The 16,459-nt window shown below is 44.5% G+C and carries 14 protein-coding genes; 2 read left to right on the top strand and 12 right to left on the bottom strand.

The genetic code is table 11. From position 1 onward, the window contains the following. Positions 1 to 3: 3 nt before the first annotated feature. The 4 genes from mutS to miaB form a co-directional block, all read right to left on the bottom strand. The gene (gene mutS, locus OKX00_RS12870; protein ID WP_265407633.1) at positions 4 to 2,577 is read right to left on the bottom strand and encodes a DNA mismatch repair protein MutS; all 2,574 of its coding nucleotides are present in this window, start codon (positions 2,575 to 2,577) and stop codon (positions 4 to 6) included. A gap of 129 nt (positions 2,578 to 2,706) precedes the next feature. Continuing rightward, a complete protein-coding gene (gene cotE, locus OKX00_RS12875; protein WP_053354418.1) occupies positions 2,707 to 3,279 on the bottom strand; it encodes an outer spore coat protein CotE in 573 nt (190 codons plus the stop codon). Positions 3,280 to 3,535: 256 nt separating this feature from the next. Next, positions 3,536 to 3,967, bottom strand: coding sequence for a YlbF/YmcA family competence regulator (locus OKX00_RS12880; protein WP_053354419.1), 432 nt, complete (start codon positions 3,965 to 3,967; stop codon positions 3,536 to 3,538). Further along, entirely contained in the window at positions 3,964 to 5,487 is a 1,524-nt protein-coding gene (gene miaB / locus OKX00_RS12885; protein ID WP_062231848.1) for a tRNA (N6-isopentenyl adenosine(37)-C2)-methylthiotransferase MiaB, read from the bottom strand. Before miaB ends, OKX00_RS12880 begins: the two co-directional genes overlap by 4 nt. Before the next feature lie 212 nt (positions 5,488 to 5,699). On the opposite strand from miaB, the gene OKX00_RS12890 reads away from it, so the two are divergent. Beyond that, positions 5,700 to 6,893, top strand: a complete 1,194-nt coding sequence (locus tag OKX00_RS12890; protein WP_091005517.1) for an MFS transporter — start codon at positions 5,700 to 5,702, stop codon at positions 6,891 to 6,893. A 30-nt stretch (positions 6,894 to 6,923) separates the two neighbouring features. Here OKX00_RS12890 and OKX00_RS12895 read toward each other — a convergent pair whose 3' ends face one another. The 5 genes from OKX00_RS12895 to rny all read right to left on the bottom strand — a co-directional run bounded on the left by OKX00_RS12895 (position 6,924) and on the right by rny (position 12,655). After that, the gene (locus OKX00_RS12895) at positions 6,924 to 7,790 is read right to left on the bottom strand and encodes a 2-oxoacid:ferredoxin oxidoreductase subunit beta (protein WP_265407634.1); all 867 of its coding nucleotides are present in this window, start codon (positions 7,788 to 7,790) and stop codon (positions 6,924 to 6,926) included. Next, entirely contained in the window at positions 7,791 to 9,527 is a 1,737-nt protein-coding gene (locus OKX00_RS12900) for a 2-oxoacid:acceptor oxidoreductase subunit alpha (protein ID WP_053354423.1), read from the bottom strand. A 320-nt stretch (positions 9,528 to 9,847) separates the two neighbouring features. After that, positions 9,848 to 10,108: a stage V sporulation protein SpoVS gene (gene spoVS / locus OKX00_RS12905; protein ID WP_053354424.1), complete on the bottom strand. Its 261-nt coding sequence runs from the start codon at positions 10,106 to 10,108 to the stop codon at positions 9,848 to 9,850. Positions 10,109 to 10,237: 129 nt separating this feature from the next. Continuing rightward, a complete protein-coding gene (locus OKX00_RS12910) occupies positions 10,238 to 11,032 on the bottom strand; it encodes a TIGR00282 family metallophosphoesterase (protein ID WP_053354425.1) in 795 nt (264 codons plus the stop codon). 57 nt (positions 11,033 to 11,089) lie between these two features. Continuing rightward, entirely contained in the window at positions 11,090 to 12,655 is a 1,566-nt protein-coding gene (rny, locus tag OKX00_RS12915) for a ribonuclease Y (protein WP_053354426.1), read from the bottom strand. A gap of 410 nt (positions 12,656 to 13,065) precedes the next feature. Here rny and OKX00_RS12920 point away from each other — a divergent pair, with 410 nt between their 5' ends. Next, positions 13,066 to 13,293 carry a hypothetical protein gene (locus tag OKX00_RS12920; protein ID WP_265407635.1) on the top strand — a complete coding sequence of 76 codons (228 nt, stop codon included), beginning with the start codon at positions 13,066 to 13,068 and terminating at the stop codon, positions 13,291 to 13,293. A gap of 80 nt (positions 13,294 to 13,373) precedes the next feature. Here OKX00_RS12920 and recA read toward each other — a convergent pair whose 3' ends face one another. From recA to pgsA, 3 genes are all read right to left on the bottom strand, one after another. Further along, the gene (recA, locus tag OKX00_RS12925; protein WP_265407636.1) at positions 13,374 to 14,423 is read right to left on the bottom strand and encodes a recombinase RecA; all 1,050 of its coding nucleotides are present in this window, start codon (positions 14,421 to 14,423) and stop codon (positions 13,374 to 13,376) included. A 124-nt stretch (positions 14,424 to 14,547) separates the two neighbouring features. Next, positions 14,548 to 15,789, bottom strand: a complete 1,242-nt coding sequence (locus OKX00_RS12930; protein WP_265407637.1) for a competence/damage-inducible protein A — start codon at positions 15,787 to 15,789, stop codon at positions 14,548 to 14,550. An 84-nt stretch (positions 15,790 to 15,873) separates the two neighbouring features. Beyond that, complete coding sequence (gene pgsA / locus OKX00_RS12935; protein WP_053354429.1) at positions 15,874 to 16,452, bottom strand: CDP-diacylglycerol--glycerol-3-phosphate 3-phosphatidyltransferase; 579 nt, start codon at positions 16,450 to 16,452, stop codon at positions 15,874 to 15,876. Positions 16,453 to 16,459 lie beyond the last annotated feature (7 nt).

A 16,459-nucleotide genomic window follows, 5' to 3' on the forward strand; every position in this document is an offset into this window, starting at 1 on the left:
CCTTTATTTCACTTTTTTTTGCAGATGAAACAGAGCGTTCATTGCATCCAGTGGTGTCATTTCCAAGAGGTTCATCGATTTCAGAAACTCTTCCACCTCCGATTTTTCATGTTTCCTTTTTGATATGTTGTCTGCAGCGTTTTCTTCTATAAATAGACTCAGCTGGGTATCAGCCTCGATCGCTGCCTTTTTTGGAGAACGCTCGTCCGATTCAAATTCCTCTAAAATGAACTTAGCCCTCTCGATTACTGCTGAAGGAAGCTCTGCAAGCTGTGCAACATGTATCCCAAAGCTCTTGTCAGCTTGTCCGTCGATCACCTTATGAAGAAACACAAGCCTTCCTTGTTCTTCAATCGCTGATACATAAACATTTTTCAACGAGCTGAGCTGCGTCTCCAGGACCGTTAACTCATGATAATGCGTCGAAAAGAGCGTCTTTGCTCCGATATAGTTATGAATAAACTCTACGATGGACTGAGCGAGCGCCATTCCGTCATAAGTAGATGTTCCCCTCCCGATTTCATCGAGCAAAATCAGACTTTGGTCCGTTGCTTTATTTAAGGCATACCTTGTTTCGAGCATCTCAACCATAAATGTACTCTGCCCGCCGACAAGGTCATCCGCGGCTCCAATTCGGGTAAAGATCTGATCAAAAAGCGGAAGTTCTGCATCATCTGCCGGCACGAAACATCCAATCTGCATCATGACAGAAGTGAGTGCAAGCTGCCGCATGTATGTGCTCTTACCGGCCATGTTCGGACCTGTGATCAGAAGCATCGACCGCTCATTATTCAAATAGATATCATTTGGAACATACTCCTGGGCATCCATCACCTTTTCCACGACGGGATGACGGCCGTTAGCAATAGCCACGCGGTTATCAGAAGAGATGACAGGCTTCACATATCTTTGTTCCTCACTGACCACAGCAAATGCCTGAAGTACGTCGATCTCGCTGAGCTGCTTAGCCAGTTGCTGCAGCGATTGAATATAGCTCTTCACATGCTCCCTTACCTGCAAAAACAGCTCGTATTCGAGCGAGACCATTTTTTCCTCAGCCTCTAGGATCAGCCTTTCTTTTTCTTTAAGTTCAGGGGTTACAAACCGTTCGGCGTTAGCCAGTGTCTGCTTTCTTTCATATCGTCCCTTGGGGATCAGAGAAAGGTTCGAGCGGGTAACTTCAATATAATAGCCAAAAATCCGGTTATAACCGATCTTTAACGATTTTATGCCGGTCTCGCTTCTTTCTCTTTGTTCAAGCGACGCGATCCATGCTTTACCGTTCACACTGGCATCCCGGTATGTATCAAGTTCGTCATGATACCCATCCTTGATCAGTCCGCCTTCTTTTATAGAAAGAGGAGGATCGTCATGCAGAGAGCTCTCAAGATAGTGATACAGTTCTTCATGGCTGTCCATCTTGTCTGCCAGATCTCTGCTGTACGGGTTGGATAACTGAGAAAGGGTCTGTTTGATGCCCGGTACGCTTCCCAGTGTCTGTTTTAATTGGATGAGGTCACGGGCTGTAATATTGCCAAACGAAACTTTACCCGCCAGCCTTTCCAGATCATACACCCTTTTTAATTTGTCACGCAGTTCCTCGCGCACAAAAAATTCCTTGATCAGCTCTTCCACAACATTCAGCCGCTGTTCAATCAGCGCAGGGACGAGAAGAGGCTGCTCAATCCATTGTTTCAGTCTTCTGCTTCCCATACCAGTCACTGTCCGGTCGAGGAGCCATAGAAGTGATCCTTTTTTTCCTTTTGAACGGTTTGTTTCAACAAGCTCCAGATTCCGCTTGGAAAAGCTGTCGAGCTTCATGAATTCGTTAATATGCTGGATGCTTAAAGGCTGCAGATGCTCCAATGATCGTTTTTGTGTATGGAGCAAATAATGAAAGAGACGTCCGCATGCTTGCTTCAGCAGCTTTCTTTCGTTTTCTTGGACTAAATGCTGAAAAGGATCTGGCACCTCACTCTGGTCCTGAATGGAACTGACGATCTGATATCTCATTCGAACAATTTCAGCAATCTGTTCATAAAGTTCAGACGACATGATGACTTCTCTTGCATGCATGGCCTGAAGCTCCTGTATGAGCATAGATGTATCACCTTTATAAACGTATCCTTTTAATTCCCCGGTAGAAAGATCGTTCAGTACGATGCTGTATTCTTCATCGTTATATGAAACGGCTGCAATAAAATTATTCTCGGTTTCTTTAAGCAGGTTATGGTCCATCACGGTTCCTGGAGTAATGATCTGGATGACTTCCCGCTTCACGACCCCTTTTGCGGATTTAGGGTCTTCTACCTGTTCGCAGATTGCCACCTTGTGGCCGGACTCAACGAGCTGTTTAATATAATTGGCAGCGGAATGGTGAGGTACCCCGCACATCGGTATGCGTTCAGAAGTTCCACCTTCCCTGCTCGTCAGTGTAATTTCAAGCAGCTGGGATGCTCTTGTCGCATCCTCAAAAAACATTTCATAAAAATCACCGAGCCTGAAAAATAAAAAAGCGTTACGGTGAGCCGATTTTATTTTCAAATATTGCTGGATCATGGGTGTGTATTGTGCCATGCTTTCACCTAACTTCTAAGTTCTTTTTTCAATAGTTCATTATAGCATAGGATGCAGATTTGGATTCAAGAAAACAACCCCCCCTCAACATAAAAAAGCAAGGAAGAAGATATCTTCTTCCTTGTTTCGTTATTCATCCAGCTCACCCATGAAGAATTGGTCAATATCCTCAACATCTTGATCATCCAGTCCGTAGTCCCAGTCTTTTTCTTCCCAATCATCAAGCGCACCGTCAGGGTTCACATATACACAAACTTTGGTCTCCCCGATTACGTCACAGGTGAATTCACGTTCACATTGAATGACCATGCGGCTGCCATTTGGAGAGATTGTTGCTTCTAAAGTGTTTGGAGCCTGAATGCATCTGGCAGATATTTCAAGATCTTTTCCCGTCGCATGCTCATCTCTTGTACTAAGTACGATCGAATCCTTATACCCTACTGTTTCCGTAACAACTTCGGTCTTTGTGTTATTGTTGTATGAATACCAGACGTTAATATCATAATGGCCTTCCACTTCAACCGTGTCATCACTTTGTCTGGAAGCTTTATATGAATGATTGATGATCCAGCTTCCAAGGATACTCGTAGGTCTATGGCTTGGAGTGATCGTATGTGTTGACTGAGAGAATTTCCGCCCCTTGCCGCATACTGCTTTGCAAATTATCTCTCTGTAATTCAGATCTTGATCTATGTTTGACATAGACTTAATCCCTCCTCTTCCAATCTTCATTTCATCCTATGCAGGGCAAATGACTAGTGTGCTAAAAAACTTTTTATGATTCCGTTAATACAGTTTATGTAAGATGCCCAGATGGTGACCTATTTTTAAAAATTTTTATTATTAAAATACGGTACGTGAAATTACAAAGACGGTTAACTGTATTACTTTCTTTTATACTGTTGGTTTTCATACAAAAAAAGATCAGAAGAATGTTAGATTCTCCTGATCTTTCCTATTAATGACAGCCGCAGCTTCCGGTTGAACATCCGTCCGCAGAGCCTGTTGTTCCTTTTAAAAGGTCTCCGCCTGTAGACTCGATGATCTCATCGGTGACTGTATTAGAAATCGTATGGGAAACCATCTGCAAAATATCGTTCACATCAGCCTGAGATTGTTTGAACTCCAGGACTACCGGAATACTGTCCATTTCCTTCATCAGGTTATCAATCGTTTCTTCGACTTCTTTGTGGGCTTCCTGCTTGCCGTAATGCTGAAGGTTGACCGCTTCTTTCTGCAGCTTTTTAATCTGTGCGATCAAGAAGGAAACGGTGCCGTTTTCGTTGATCTGCTGCTCCGCCTTTTTGAAAAAATCAACTTCCTCTGTTTGTGCAATCATTTCTGCCAGCTCTTTTGCTTTGTCTAAAATATCACTTTTTGTATAAGTCATCCCTCTAACACTCCCGCCTTTTCTTCTAGTAGATCCCCGCTTAACGTCCACGTTTTCGCATCTTTAATATGAACCTTTACAATCTTTCCGATGAGATGTTTCGGCCCTTTAAAGTTCACCACTTTATTCGTTGTGGTATGCCCTGATAATACATCTGGATTCTTCTTGCTTTCCCCTTCAACGAGCACGTCAACGACCGTGTCGAGGTAAGCTTGGTTCTTGCTCAGCGAAATATCGTTTAAGATTGAATTCAAACGCTGCAGTCTTTCTTTTTTCGTTTCTAAAGGCACATTATCAGCCATCTTGGCGGCTGGTGTTCCTTCCCGCGGTGAATAAATAAAGGTATAGGCAGCATCGTACTCGACTTCTTTTACGAGAGACAGCGTTTCCTCAAACTGCTCTTCTGTCTCGTTCGGGAAACCAACGATGATATCTGTCGTTAAAGCGGCATTTGGAATGGCCTTCTTAATTTTTCCAACGAGCTCAAGATAGTGATCACGCGTATACTTTCTCGCCATAAGCTTTAAAATGTCACTGTTGCCGTGCTGGACAGGAAGGTGGATATGTTCGACCAAGTTTCCGCCCTTCGCTAGTACTTCAATCAGATGATCATCAAAATCCCGCGGATGACTTGTCGTAAAGCGGATCCTCGGAATGTCAATCTTACGGATCTCATCCATCAGGTCACCGAGACCGAATTTAATATCTTCAAAGTCTTTTCCGTAAGCGTTAACGTTTTGTCCCAAGAGAGTTACTTCCTGATAGCCGTTGCGGGCAAGGTGCCTTACTTCTTCAATGATATCTTCCGGACGGCGGCTTCTTTCCTTCCCTCGCGTATAAGGAACGATACAGTACGTACAGAACTTGTCACAGCCGTACATGATGTTGACCCATCCCTGAATGTTGCCTTTTCGTACACGCGGAAGATTCTCAACGATATCTCCCTCTTTGGACCATACTTCAACGACTCGTTCTTTTGAAAGATAAGCTTCTTTCACGATCTGCGGAAGTCTGTGGATGTTATGGGTACCGAATATCATATCCACCTGATTATAGGTTTTCAACAATTTATTGACAACAGATTCCTCTTGGGACATGCAGCCGCAGACCCCGATCAATAGATCAGGTTTGTCCACTTTCAGCGGCTTGAGATGTCCCAGTTCACCGAAAACCTTATTCTCGGCGTTCTCTCGGATGGCACATGTATTAAGCAGGATTAGATCGGCATCCATCACTTCTGTCGTAGCTTCATAGCCCATGTCTCCGAGAATTCCGGCCATGATTTCCGTATCATGCTCATTCATCTGGCAGCCATAGGTCCTGATATAAAATTTCTTGCCATTTCCAATTCTTCGTAAATCATCATCAATTACAAAATCTTTTACAATCTTAATTTCTTCTTTTCCGCGTTTTTTAGCGTCCTTTAAGGAAGGCGGCTGGTACGTAGTTTGAAAATAGCTGGCGTAATCCTTAGAGGTTTTATTTTTATCTTTCACAGGATTCGATCCTTGTTGGTTCATTGCAATTTCCTCCCTTGCAAACAGCGAAACTCTAGAGGTGTTTTTCTCTGATAACTTCAATATTATAACAGACTTCGATTGTAAAAGGAATGATTGGTGTCCCTTCAAAATATCTATAACACTTAATAATTAACAATACTTAAATTTCACTTTATTAAATGATAGGAGTAAAATAAAAGGCAGAAACCGTATATGAAAGAGATGATGCTGCAATGTATTGGAAACGATCACTTTGGATTCTTTGGCCGGCCAATTTTCTGATCGCCGCAGGAATGAGCTTGATCATCCCCTTTTTGCCACTATATATTGAAAAACTTGGAGTTTCAAATATTCAAAGTGTTGAACATTGGACAGGTTGGATTTTTTCTGCTCAGTTTATCACTTCTTTTTTATTTCAGCCGCTATGGGGCTCACTTGCTGACCGATATGGACGAAAGGTCATGCTCATCCGTTCTGCTATAGGAATGGGAACTGTCACAGCGTTAATGGGGCTTGTGACAGGGCCGGAACAGCTTCTCGTATTGCGTCTGATCAATGGTCTGTTCTCCGGTTTTATCTCCATGTCCATCTCCCTCCAGGCTTCCGTCACACCAGACAAAGATGCAGGAAGGTCCCTCGGCACACTGCAGACCGGCCAGATTGTCGGCACACTGATCGGTCCTCTAATCGGAGGCTTCCTGTCTGAGATCTTTGGGTTTGAAGGTGTCTTTTTTGTCACAGGAGGACTTATTTTGATCGCAGGCATGGTCGTCATGTTCTTTATTAAAGAAGATGTAGCTGTTAATAAGGAAAGAAGCATCAAAAAGAAAAACGAATGGGGAGCACTTAAACCCCTGTTTCCTGTATTTATCGCGGCTGCCATCACCCAGCTGGCAATGATGAGTATCCAGCCGATCATCACCCTTTACACCAGGACCATTTACCATGGCAGCCATTTGACTTTAGTCGTAGGGCTGATCAGTGCCGTAACGGGTATTGCTAACCTGATCGGGTCACCGATCCTTGGAAGAATCGGCGACCGCTATGGACAGCGGAAAGTTCTCATCTTCTCTTTGATCATGGCTGCATTTGCTTTTCTGCCTCAAGTTCTGGCTACCGATGTAAAGGTCCTGTTAGCAGGCAGATTTTTATTAGGCCTATTTATCGGAGGAATGATACCTTCACTGAATGTTCTCGTAAAAAAACTGGCACCTCCAAACCTGCAGGCTACCGCTTTTGGAATTAGCTCTTCTGCCCGTTTTCTCGGGAACCTGTTCGGCCCATTGCTGGGAACCTTTGTAGCTGCGGCCTATAACATTAAAGATATCTTTTATATCACGATGATTTTCCTGCTCATCAATATGGTCTCCATTGTCAGAAACAAAAAACTTGAACTTGCGCTGCGCAATCATAAAAAGGCATCCTGAACATGAATGTTCAGGATGCCTTTTTTTTTATTACATAAATTCGGCAAGTAAGCCGTTAAATTTCTCTTCATCCATCTTCAGGTCCGCTTTGGATAATGGATCCTTGCTGTATCCGTGGGCAAGGTCCTGATAGGAAGGTTTTACTGTATTCTGATAGATGATGCCTTTGACGAGTCCGTCGTTTTCCATCAAAGTCTGCATCGCCATCATCCGATTGGAAGGATCATAGCCTTCGATCGTATCAAGGCTTGTTAGGTGTTCTTTGAACCAGTCATATGTGTTTACCTTATTATAGGTTACACAGGGAGAGAACACATTGATCAATGAGAAGCCTTTATGTTCAATCCCTTTTTGTATGATCGCAGTCAGTTCTTTCAGGTCGCTTGAAAAGCTTTGCGCAACGAACGTTGCACCTGCTGTAAGAGCAAGTTCCATCACTCCGATAGCGGACTCTACAGAACCTTCCGGCGTACTTTTCGTTTTAAACCCTTCAGCAGAGCGGGGAGAAGTCTGCCCCTTCGTTAATCCGTAGATTTGGTTGTCCATTACAATATAGGTTACGTCAATATTTCTTCGGATCGCATGAACGGTATGGCCCATTCCGATAGCGAATCCATCACCGTCTCCTCCAGAGGCAATAACTGTAAGATCACGGTTGGCCATTTTCACGCCTTGGGCGATTGGAAGAACACGGCCGTGAATGCCATGGAAGCCATAGGATTTAATATAACCGGAGATACGCCCGGAACAGCCGATCCCCGAGATCACTGCCAGGTCGCTCGGTTCAAGCCCGACGTTTGCTGCCGCCCGCTGTATGGATGCTTGCACGGAAAAGTCGCCGCAGCCAGGGCACCAGTTCGGTTTTACTGAATTTCTGAAGTCTTTAAACGTCGCCATTTAAACCAGCTCCTTGCATTTATTGAAAATTTCAGAAGGAAGAAATGGATTACCGTCATATTTTAAGATGCTCTCAATCTTGTGATGAGAACCCAGGTTCATTTTCAGGATATTGGCCAGCTGTCCAGTGGCATTATTCTCAATGACCGCTACCTTTTTCGCTGAATCAATTAATGTCTTCATCTCTTCAACCGGGAATGGATGAATCAAACGTAGATGTGCATGGTTTACTTTGATTCCTTCCGCTTCCAGACGAGGAATAACCTCCTCAATCACGCCTCTTGTGGAGTTGAACCCGACAAGCAGAAGATCAGCCTCTTCATTCGGGGTATATTTTACGACCGGCGTGTTGAATTTCAGGTTCTTCAGTTTTCGGAGACGCTTATCCATCTGCTTCAAGCGGTTTGCAGCAACTTCTGACGGCTTGCCCGTTTCGTCATGCTCGACGCCTGTCACGTGATGAATGCCGTTTTTCATGCCCGGAATGACACGAGGAGATACTCCGGAATCCGTCAGTTCATAGCGTTTATAATAGCCGCCTTCTTCTTCAGGAAGCTCTGCATTCAAATCCAGGGTGCCGCGGCGGATTTCAACTTTGCTGAAATCAAGCGGTTCTACGGATTGCTTGCCTAGAGAAAGCTGAAGATCAGTCAGTAAAATAACCGGGCATTGGTACTCTTCTGCAATATTCAATGCTTCTACAGCATCATAGAAAGCTTCTTCAGCTGTGCTTGGCGCCATGACGACCTTTGGAATCTCACCATGTGTACCGTAGATCATCGCCATTAAATCCGACTGTTCCTGTTTGGTCGGAAGCCCTGTACTTGGACCGCCGCGCTGTGTATCAACGACGACGAGCGGTGTTTCTGTCATTCCTGCAAGGCCGATGGATTCCATCATGAGGGATAAACCAGGACCCGCAGAAGAAGTCACAGTACGTACACCAGCATAGTTAGCGCCGATGGCCATTGTACAAGCTGCGATCTCATCTTCAGTCTGGATAACGGTTCCGCCAAACTGAGGAAGTTTTTTAATGAGGTATTCCATAATCTCAGAGGCCGGAGTGATCGGATAAGCCGCCATGAAGCGGACACCGCCAGCTACAAATCCAAGAGCGATGGCATCATTGCCGATCATAAACATACGTTTTTTTCCGTCAGCTTTATTCAGCTGGAACCCCTCGAGCGGACCGCCTGCTGCTTCATTAAAGAACTCAGCGCCTTTGCGGATTGCATCCATATTCTTTTCTACGACTTTAGCGCCTTTTCTTGAAAAGATTTCCTCAACCACATCTATGTACGATTCAGCCGGCAGATCGAGCACTGCACTCGTAGCGCCGATGGCCACCATATTCTTCATCAAGGAAGTGCCAAGCTCATTCGCTATTTCCGTGAACGGGACTGAAAAGAGCCTTACTTTTGAGCCTTCCGGAACAACTGGATTAAACTTCGCGTCGCCGATGACGACTCCTCCGTCCCGCATCTCATGAATATTTACATCAATGGTCTCCTGGTCAAACGCGATTAAAATATCAAGATCATCCGAGATCGACCTTGTTTGTTTCGTGCTGACACGAATCTTGTTGTTCGTATGTCCGCCTTTAATACGTGAAGAAAAGTGCCGATAACTGTAGAGATAGTATCCAAGACGATTTAAGGCCATTGCAAAAATTTCTCCGGTACTGTCTATCCCTTCCCCTTGCTGTCCGCCAACTTTCCAGGAAAGTTGATCAATCATGAACTCCACCCCTTCTATGCTTATCATTCTATATACTCACCAATTGCGTTTTCTGGAGAAAACATAAGTCTCCATGTATAAAAATACGCTATTTTCCGAAAGAAAATAAGCGCGCTGATCACTAAGATGGGTATAAAGATGGTTGTTAAAAAATATGTACTAAACGTTTACAATTCTAGACCTAACTTCACAAAAAAGCAAGTATTCATTGAAAAATTAATAGGTGGCGTCAGTGAATTTTAGTATGCTCTCACCCACATTTATGCACTCAAAAAAACCTGTTTGCGCAAACAGGCAAACAGGCAGCTTACTTTTTTTAGTTAACGTGGCTCGACAATCAGCTTAATCCCAGTTCTTTCTTCTCCATCAATCAAAATATCGGTAAACGCAGGAATACAAATGAGGTCAACTCCGCTAGGCGCTACAAATCCTCGTGCGATTGCTACTGCCTTAACGGCTTGGTTTAATGCACCGGCCCCAATTGCTTGAATTTCAGCTCCTCCTCTTTCACGAAGAACTCCGGCGAGTGCACCAGCTACAGAATTAGGGTTGGATTTTGCTGAAACTTTTAATATTTCCATTAATTTGTACCTCCTTAGAGATATGATACCAATTCTACTATATTCATTGGTAAGAGCCCGTATTCCTGCAGTATGGAAAAGTTTACAACAATATGCTGGCAAGCGTAAATTGTTAAACCAAAAGTACTCTTATTCAAAAAACGGGTGGTCGTCGTTAATCAAAATGGTCTTGATCGTTTTCGCTTTTCCAGTTGCAGGATCACACTCTATTAAGACGCCACTTAACTGTTCCCTTCCGGAAGAAACTTCAAACCTTACCGGTAAACTGGTAAGAAACTTTTTCAAAACAGCTTCCCGATCCATCCCTAATATCCCGTCATACGGGCCGGTCATCCCTACATCTGTCAAGTAAGCGGTTCCTTGTGGAAGAATTCGCTGATCCGCAGTCTGGACATGGGTATGCGTGCCAACGACCGCTGTTACTTTGCCGTCGAGGAACCAGCCCATCGCTTGCTTTTCACTTGTTGCTTCTGCATGAAAATCGACAAAGATAATCGGCGTCCGCTTCCGCAACTCTTCAACCAGTTGTTCAGCCTTTTCAAAAGGGCAGTCGAGAGGAGGGAGAAATGTACGTCCTTGTAAATTAATGATGCCGATTTCAAGCTGGTTCATCTTTATGAGAGCTGATCCGTTGCCTGGTGTCCCAACAGGAAAATTGGCTGGCCTAACCAATTGGGGAGTAGTATCGATAATCTCAAAAATCTCTCTATTGTCCCACGCGTGATTTCCGAGCGTGATGGCCTGTGCCCCCGCTTCAAAAATCCCCTTTACGATCTTTCCGGTAATCCCCCTGCCATGGGCAGCGTTTTCACCGTTCACAATCGTTATAAGCGGCTGATATTTTCGTTTTAATTTAGGCAAATACGTGTCGATCATCTTTCTGCCTGGAGATCCAACGACGTCTCCTACAAATAAAATCTTCATGAAGAACTCCTTTTACTGCATTCTGTATAAAAACAAAATAAAGTGGTATACACCACTTTATTTTGCGTACTCAACAGCCCTTGTTTCCCGAATGACTGTTACTTTAATATGTCCTGGATAATCCAGTTCATTTTCAATTTTTTTCGTAATATCCCGTGCTAAACGGTAAGAAGCCAAATCATCGACTAAATCTGGTTTAACCATGATTCTGATTTCTCTTCCGGCCTGGATCGCAAATGATTTTTCCACGCCGTCAAACGACTCGGAAATCTCTTCGAGTTTTTCCAGACGTCTGATATATGTTTCCAACGTTTCACGTCTAGCTCCAGGTCTTGCTGCTGACAATGCATCAGCGGCTGCAACAAGAGTAGCGATAATTGAAGTAGGTTCAGTATCTCCGTGATGGGAAGCAATTGAATTGATAACTACTGGATGTTCCTTATACTTGGTTGCCAATTCCACACCGATATCGACGTGGCTGCCTTCTACTTCATGATCAATCGCTTTCCCAATGTCATGAAGCAAACCAGCACGGCGGGCCAAATGAACATCTTCTCCAATTTCTGCTGCCATCAAACCGGCGAGGTACGCTACTTCCATTGAATGTTTCAATACATTTTGGCCGTAGCTTGTACGGTACTTCAAACGCCCTAAGATCTTAATCAAATCAGGATGAAGTCCATGAACTCCTACTTCAAAAGTAGTCTGCTCACCTACTTCTCTGATATACTCATCCACTTCACGGCGAGATTTTTCAACCATCTCTTCGATTCTGGCAGGATGAATTCTGCCATCTTGAACGAGCTTGTCAAGCGCCATACGGGCAATCTCCCTGCGGATTGGGTCAAAACCAGAAAGAATGACGGCTTCAGGCGTATCATCAATAATCAAATCAATGCCTGTTAGCGTTTCCAGCGTACGGATATTTCGTCCTTCACGCCCGATAATTCGGCCCTTCATCTCATCATTTGGCAAGTTCACGACAGAAACTGTCGTTTCAGCAACGTGGTCAGCCGCGCATCGCTGGATAGCAAGAGAAAGAATCTCTTTTGCTTTTTTATCCGCTTCTTCTTTAGCGCGATTTTCCATATCCTTCACCATCATAGCCATTTCATGAGAAACTTCGTTTTCTACCTCGCCCATGATGATCAGCTTGGCTTCTTCACGCGTAAAGCCGGATATACGTTCCAGTTCTCTTTGCTGCTCTCTGAGCAGCTCCTCCACTTTGCTTTCAATCTCTTCAATTTGTCGTTGTTTTTTGGTGAGAGACTCCTCACGTTTCTCCAATGATTCCTCTTTTTTATCAAGAGTCTCACTTTTCCGGTCAAGAATCTCTTCTTTTTGTACCAATCGTTGTTCTTGTCTCTGAAGCTCATTTCTGCGTTCACGAATGTCGCGCTCTGCTTCTGTTCTTAGCTTATGGATTTCATCCTTTGCTTCAAGCAGGGCTTCCTTCTTGCTCGCTTCCCCATCTCGCTTTGCTTCTTCAACGATCTGAGCAGCAGCATTTTCCGCGCTTGAAATTTTTGCTTCGGCAATTTTTTTCCTAACAAGATATCCGACAACTGCACCGACACCTGCTGAGACAAGCAAACTGGAGATGAAGACAATAATGTTTTCCATGTTTCCACCTCCTCTTGCTATCTACTTTTTTTACTGGGTCATAAGCATCATTCGTGTAACAAAGTGTTGTGCACAAGTCATGCCATTCTCATTTCAGGTTATATCTTTTAATTTCAAATGAAATCAAAGTATATCTCCATTTTATAAAGGACAGCACGTTATGTCAAGAGATGTCAAATTATCTATGATAAATCTTCCTTTCAAAATTGGCAAGTTTTATTTATATCCAATCAAAGGAAATTATCGGACCATGAGCAGATAGGGCAGTGCCCCTGTCCGGCCGCGGCCGCCAAGCGTGAACCGCAGCTTTTTTGCAGATATTACACAATCTATTTATCCCACAAATCCCTTTAAAACTAATACTTTCCTATCCTTCTAAAAAAGGGGCTGTCCAAGAAGTCTGTAAGCTGTTGATTTCCGTTCCAGGCTGCTCGCTTTTACCGGCGCGAGCTCCTACTTTCGCGGGGCGTGCGGTGAGCTTTACCGGCGTGAACGCCTACTTTTTGGTGCAAGCACCGGCGGGAGTCTCACCTGTCACGCTAGTCCCGCAGGACAAGGAAGGCTGCGGCAGCGTTATATCGCACGAAGAAAATGTGAAATTCATTTTCGAGGAGTCTCGCATCTTCCACTTCAATTAACTTTTCATTGAAGATTTTTCAAGCCAAAAAGGGGCTGCCTGAAGGTCAATTTTCGACTTTCTGGACAGCCCCCAAAAGTGCTATTCGGATAATTCAAACTCCTCTGCTTCTTCCTTTGTTGCAGGTTCTGGAGTGTTGGCTTCTTCACCGAGGCGATAGTAGCTTCTGATCTGTGTAATGATCTCTTCTGCTACTTCCTTGTTCTCTTTCAGGAATTGTTTGGAATTCTCTCTTCCCTGGCCAAGGCGGTCTCCTTCAAAGGAATACCAGGCACCGCTTTTTTGAACGACGTCAATATCGGAACCGATATCAAGGATTTCACCTTCTCTTGAAATCCCTTCACCGTACATGATGTCTACTTCCGCCGTCTTGAATGGAGGAGCCACTTTATTCTTAACCACTTTAATTCTTGTTTTGTTCCCTACCATATCCGTGCCCTGTTTCAATGTTTCAGCACGGCGTACTTCCAAACGGACAGAAGAATAGAACTTTAATGCACGGCCCCCAGGTGTAGTTTCCGGGTTCCCGAACATCACGCCGACTTTTTCACGGATCTGGTTAATGAATACCGCGATGGTTTTTGATTTGCTGATCGCTCCGGAAAGTTTTCTTAATGCCTGAGACATCAGTCTTGCCTGAAGACCTACGTGGGAATCTCCCATTTCTCCTTCGATCTCTGCTTTAGGGACCAAAGCCGCAACCGAGTCAATGATCAGAATATCCACTGCTCCGCTTCGGACAAGGGCTTCCGCGATCTCAAGAGCCTGTTCGCCAGTATCCGGCTGAGATAAAAGAAGCTCATCAATGTTTACGCCGAGCTTTTGGGCATAGACAGGATCAAGCGCATGTTCTGCATCAATGAACGCAGCTTGTCCGCCGTTTCTCTGCACTTCTGCAATCGCATGCAGAGCAACTGTTGTCTTACCGGATGATTCAGGTCCGTATACTTCGATGATCCGCCCTCTTGGATATCCGCCTACGCCAAGTGAGATATCAAGCGCAAGAGATCCGCTGGAGATGGTGGAAACTCTCTGTTCAGCCTGCTCGCCAAGTTTCATGATGGATCCTTTTCCGAATTGTTTTTCAATCTGGCGCAAGGCCATTTCCAATGCCGCTTTGCGGTCGCTCATGTAATCACTCCTCAAATTTATATCATTGCACATGTAAGTACATTGTGATGTCATTTCCTATAGCTTTATTTTACTTCTTTTTTCACCGTTTGCCAATCTTTTTGCGAACATTTATTCGATTTTTTTATTGTCCTTTTTTGACCTTTGATAATAAGTAAAACAATCCGTACATCACAGACCTCTCTCTGACAGCGGTCCTCGAACCGGATAATGCCAGCGGGTACACCTCGGTGCCTGTTTCATCCGCCAGTCCGATAAAGACCGTGCCGGCTTCTTTGTTTTCACTTGGTCCCGGTCCTGCAACCCCGGTAAAACTGATGCCGATATCCGATCCGGTCAGGTTTCTTACCTTTTCCGCCATCTGTTTCGCGCAGTTCTCGCTGACCGCTCCCTCGGACACAAGCAGCTCATGAGAAACACCGAGCAGCTGCTCTTTTATCTCATTCGTATAACAAACAACTGAGCCTTTGAATATTTCCGAACTGCCCGGCATGTCGGTTATCTGCTTTCCAAACCATCCGCCTGTCAGACTCTCGGCAGAAGAAACGGTCAGCTTTTTATCTTTCAGCTGTTCTGTGGCTGCTTTTTGCAAGGAATCATCTCCGTATCCGTATAGGAACTCTCCTACCCGCTCACGGATTTTTCCTTCCAGCACGTCCAGCTGCTCTTGGGCAATCTTGTTGTCCAGAAATTTTGCCGAGAGCCTAAGGGTAACTTCATGGTTTCCGGCGAGAGGCGCCACAGTCGGATTACTCTGCTGATCGATAATGTCCTGAAGTGTCGCTTCAAGCAGTGATTCTCCAATCCCGAAGAAACGAAGAACCCGTGAGACGATCGGCTCTTTTCCAGGCAGTCTTCCTGAAAGATAAGGAACCGCAAAGCTGCTGAACATCGGCTGCATTTCTTTGGGAGGGCCCGGGAGAAGAATATAGGACAGTCCGTCTTCATGCAGCGCCATTCCCGGAGCCATGCCGTGTTTGTTCGGCAAAATCTCAGAACCTTCAAGAACAAGTGCCTGCTTTCTATTGTTCTCAGACATGACCCTGCCTGTTCTTTTGTAGTACATTTCAATATGATCCATCGCTTCTTGGTCATAGACCAGGTTCTTTACCAGAACAGTGGCGATGGTTTCTTTAGTGAGATCATCTTTCGTCGGTCCGAGACCTCCGGTAAAGATGAGAAGATTTGAACGGCTCTGTGCTGTTTTTATGACAGATTCCAGCCGTTTCGGATTATCGCCCACGACGGAATGATAGAAAACATTGATCCCTAAGTCTGCCAATTCAGCAGAGATAAATTTAGCATTTGTGTTTGCAATCTGTCCCAACAAGAGCTCGCTTCCAACGGCAATGATTTCTGCATTCATTTGCGTATTCCCCCGTATTGTACGTTTTTAAACGAAGATTTTTCTGATAAAAAAAACAGGAGATCTTCTCTCCTGTTCCTGCTGTTATTTTGATTTTAGCATAACTTCTTTGTTTTGAATAAAATATTCCCATCCTGAATATAGAGTGATGAGTGTAGCTGCCCACAGGCTGATCTGAGCGAATGGGATACCGATCCATTCAAATGGTATGTTGTGCAGCAGCAATGCAGAAATGGCAATGATCTGGATCCATGTTTTCAGCTTGCCCATCTGGCTTGCTGCAATTACTGCACCTTCAGCTGCTGCTACAAGGCGTATGCCAGTCACCGCGAACTCCCTGCTCAGGATAATGATGACCATCCATGCCGGTGCATAGCCTACTTCAACAAGGGCAACAAACGCAGCGGTAACCAGCAGTTTATCCGCAAGAGGGTCTAAAAACTTCCCAAAGTTTGTAACAAGGTTGAGCTTTCTCGCATAATATCCGTCTACCCAGTCTGTACAGGATGCAATGATGAAAATCAGGGCGGCAGCCAAATGGGTGACTGGAATATCAACATCCAGCCATGTTACCTTTCCCCAATCAAAAGGGGCAAGAAGAACGATCATGAATACAGGAATAAGTAAGATCCTTGAAATTGTAATTTTATTAGGCAAGTTCATTTTTATT

The sequence above is a fragment of the Fictibacillus sp. KU28468 genome (assembly GCF_026153615.1).
Lineage (GTDB): Bacteria > Bacillota > Bacilli > Bacillales > Fictibacillaceae > Fictibacillus_C > Fictibacillus_C marinisediminis.

Excerpts from the sequence above, each read along its gene's own strand:
- recA (WP_265407636.1), bottom strand. The coding sequence starts at position 14,423 with ATGAGCGACCGCAAAGCGGCATTGGAAATGGCCTTGCGCCAGATTGAA.
- OKX00_RS12890 (WP_091005517.1), top strand. The coding sequence starts at position 5,700 with ATGTATTGGAAACGATCACTTTGGATTCTTTGGCCGGCCAATTTTCTG.
- cotE (WP_053354418.1), bottom strand. The coding sequence starts at position 3,279 with ATGTCAAACATAGATCAAGATCTGAATTACAGAGAGATAATTTGCAAA.
- miaB (WP_062231848.1), bottom strand. The coding sequence starts at position 5,487 with ATGAACCAACAAGGATCGAATCCTGTGAAAGATAAAAATAAAACCTCT.
- rny (WP_053354426.1), bottom strand. The coding sequence starts at position 12,655 with ATGGAAAACATTATTGTCTTCATCTCCAGTTTGCTTGTCTCAGCAGGT.
- pgsA (WP_053354429.1), bottom strand. The coding sequence starts at position 16,452 with ATGAACTTGCCTAATAAAATTACAATTTCAAGGATCTTACTTATTCCT.
- spoVS (WP_053354424.1), bottom strand. The coding sequence starts at position 10,108 with ATGGAAATATTAAAAGTTTCAGCAAAATCCAACCCTAATTCTGTAGCT.
- mutS (WP_265407633.1), bottom strand. The coding sequence starts at position 2,577 with ATGGCACAATACACACCCATGATCCAGCAATATTTGAAAATAAAATCG.
- OKX00_RS12880 (WP_053354419.1), bottom strand. The coding sequence starts at position 3,967 with ATGACTTATACAAAAAGTGATATTTTAGACAAAGCAAAAGAGCTGGCA.
- OKX00_RS12930 (WP_265407637.1), bottom strand. The coding sequence starts at position 15,789 with ATGAATGCAGAAATCATTGCCGTTGGAAGCGAGCTCTTGTTGGGACAG.
- OKX00_RS12900 (WP_053354423.1), bottom strand. The coding sequence starts at position 9,527 with ATGATTGATCAACTTTCCTGGAAAGTTGGCGGACAGCAAGGGGAAGGG.
- OKX00_RS12910 (WP_053354425.1), bottom strand. The coding sequence starts at position 11,032 with ATGAAGATTTTATTTGTAGGAGACGTCGTTGGATCTCCAGGCAGAAAG.
- OKX00_RS12895 (WP_265407634.1), bottom strand. The coding sequence starts at position 7,790 with ATGGCGACGTTTAAAGACTTCAGAAATTCAGTAAAACCGAACTGGTGC.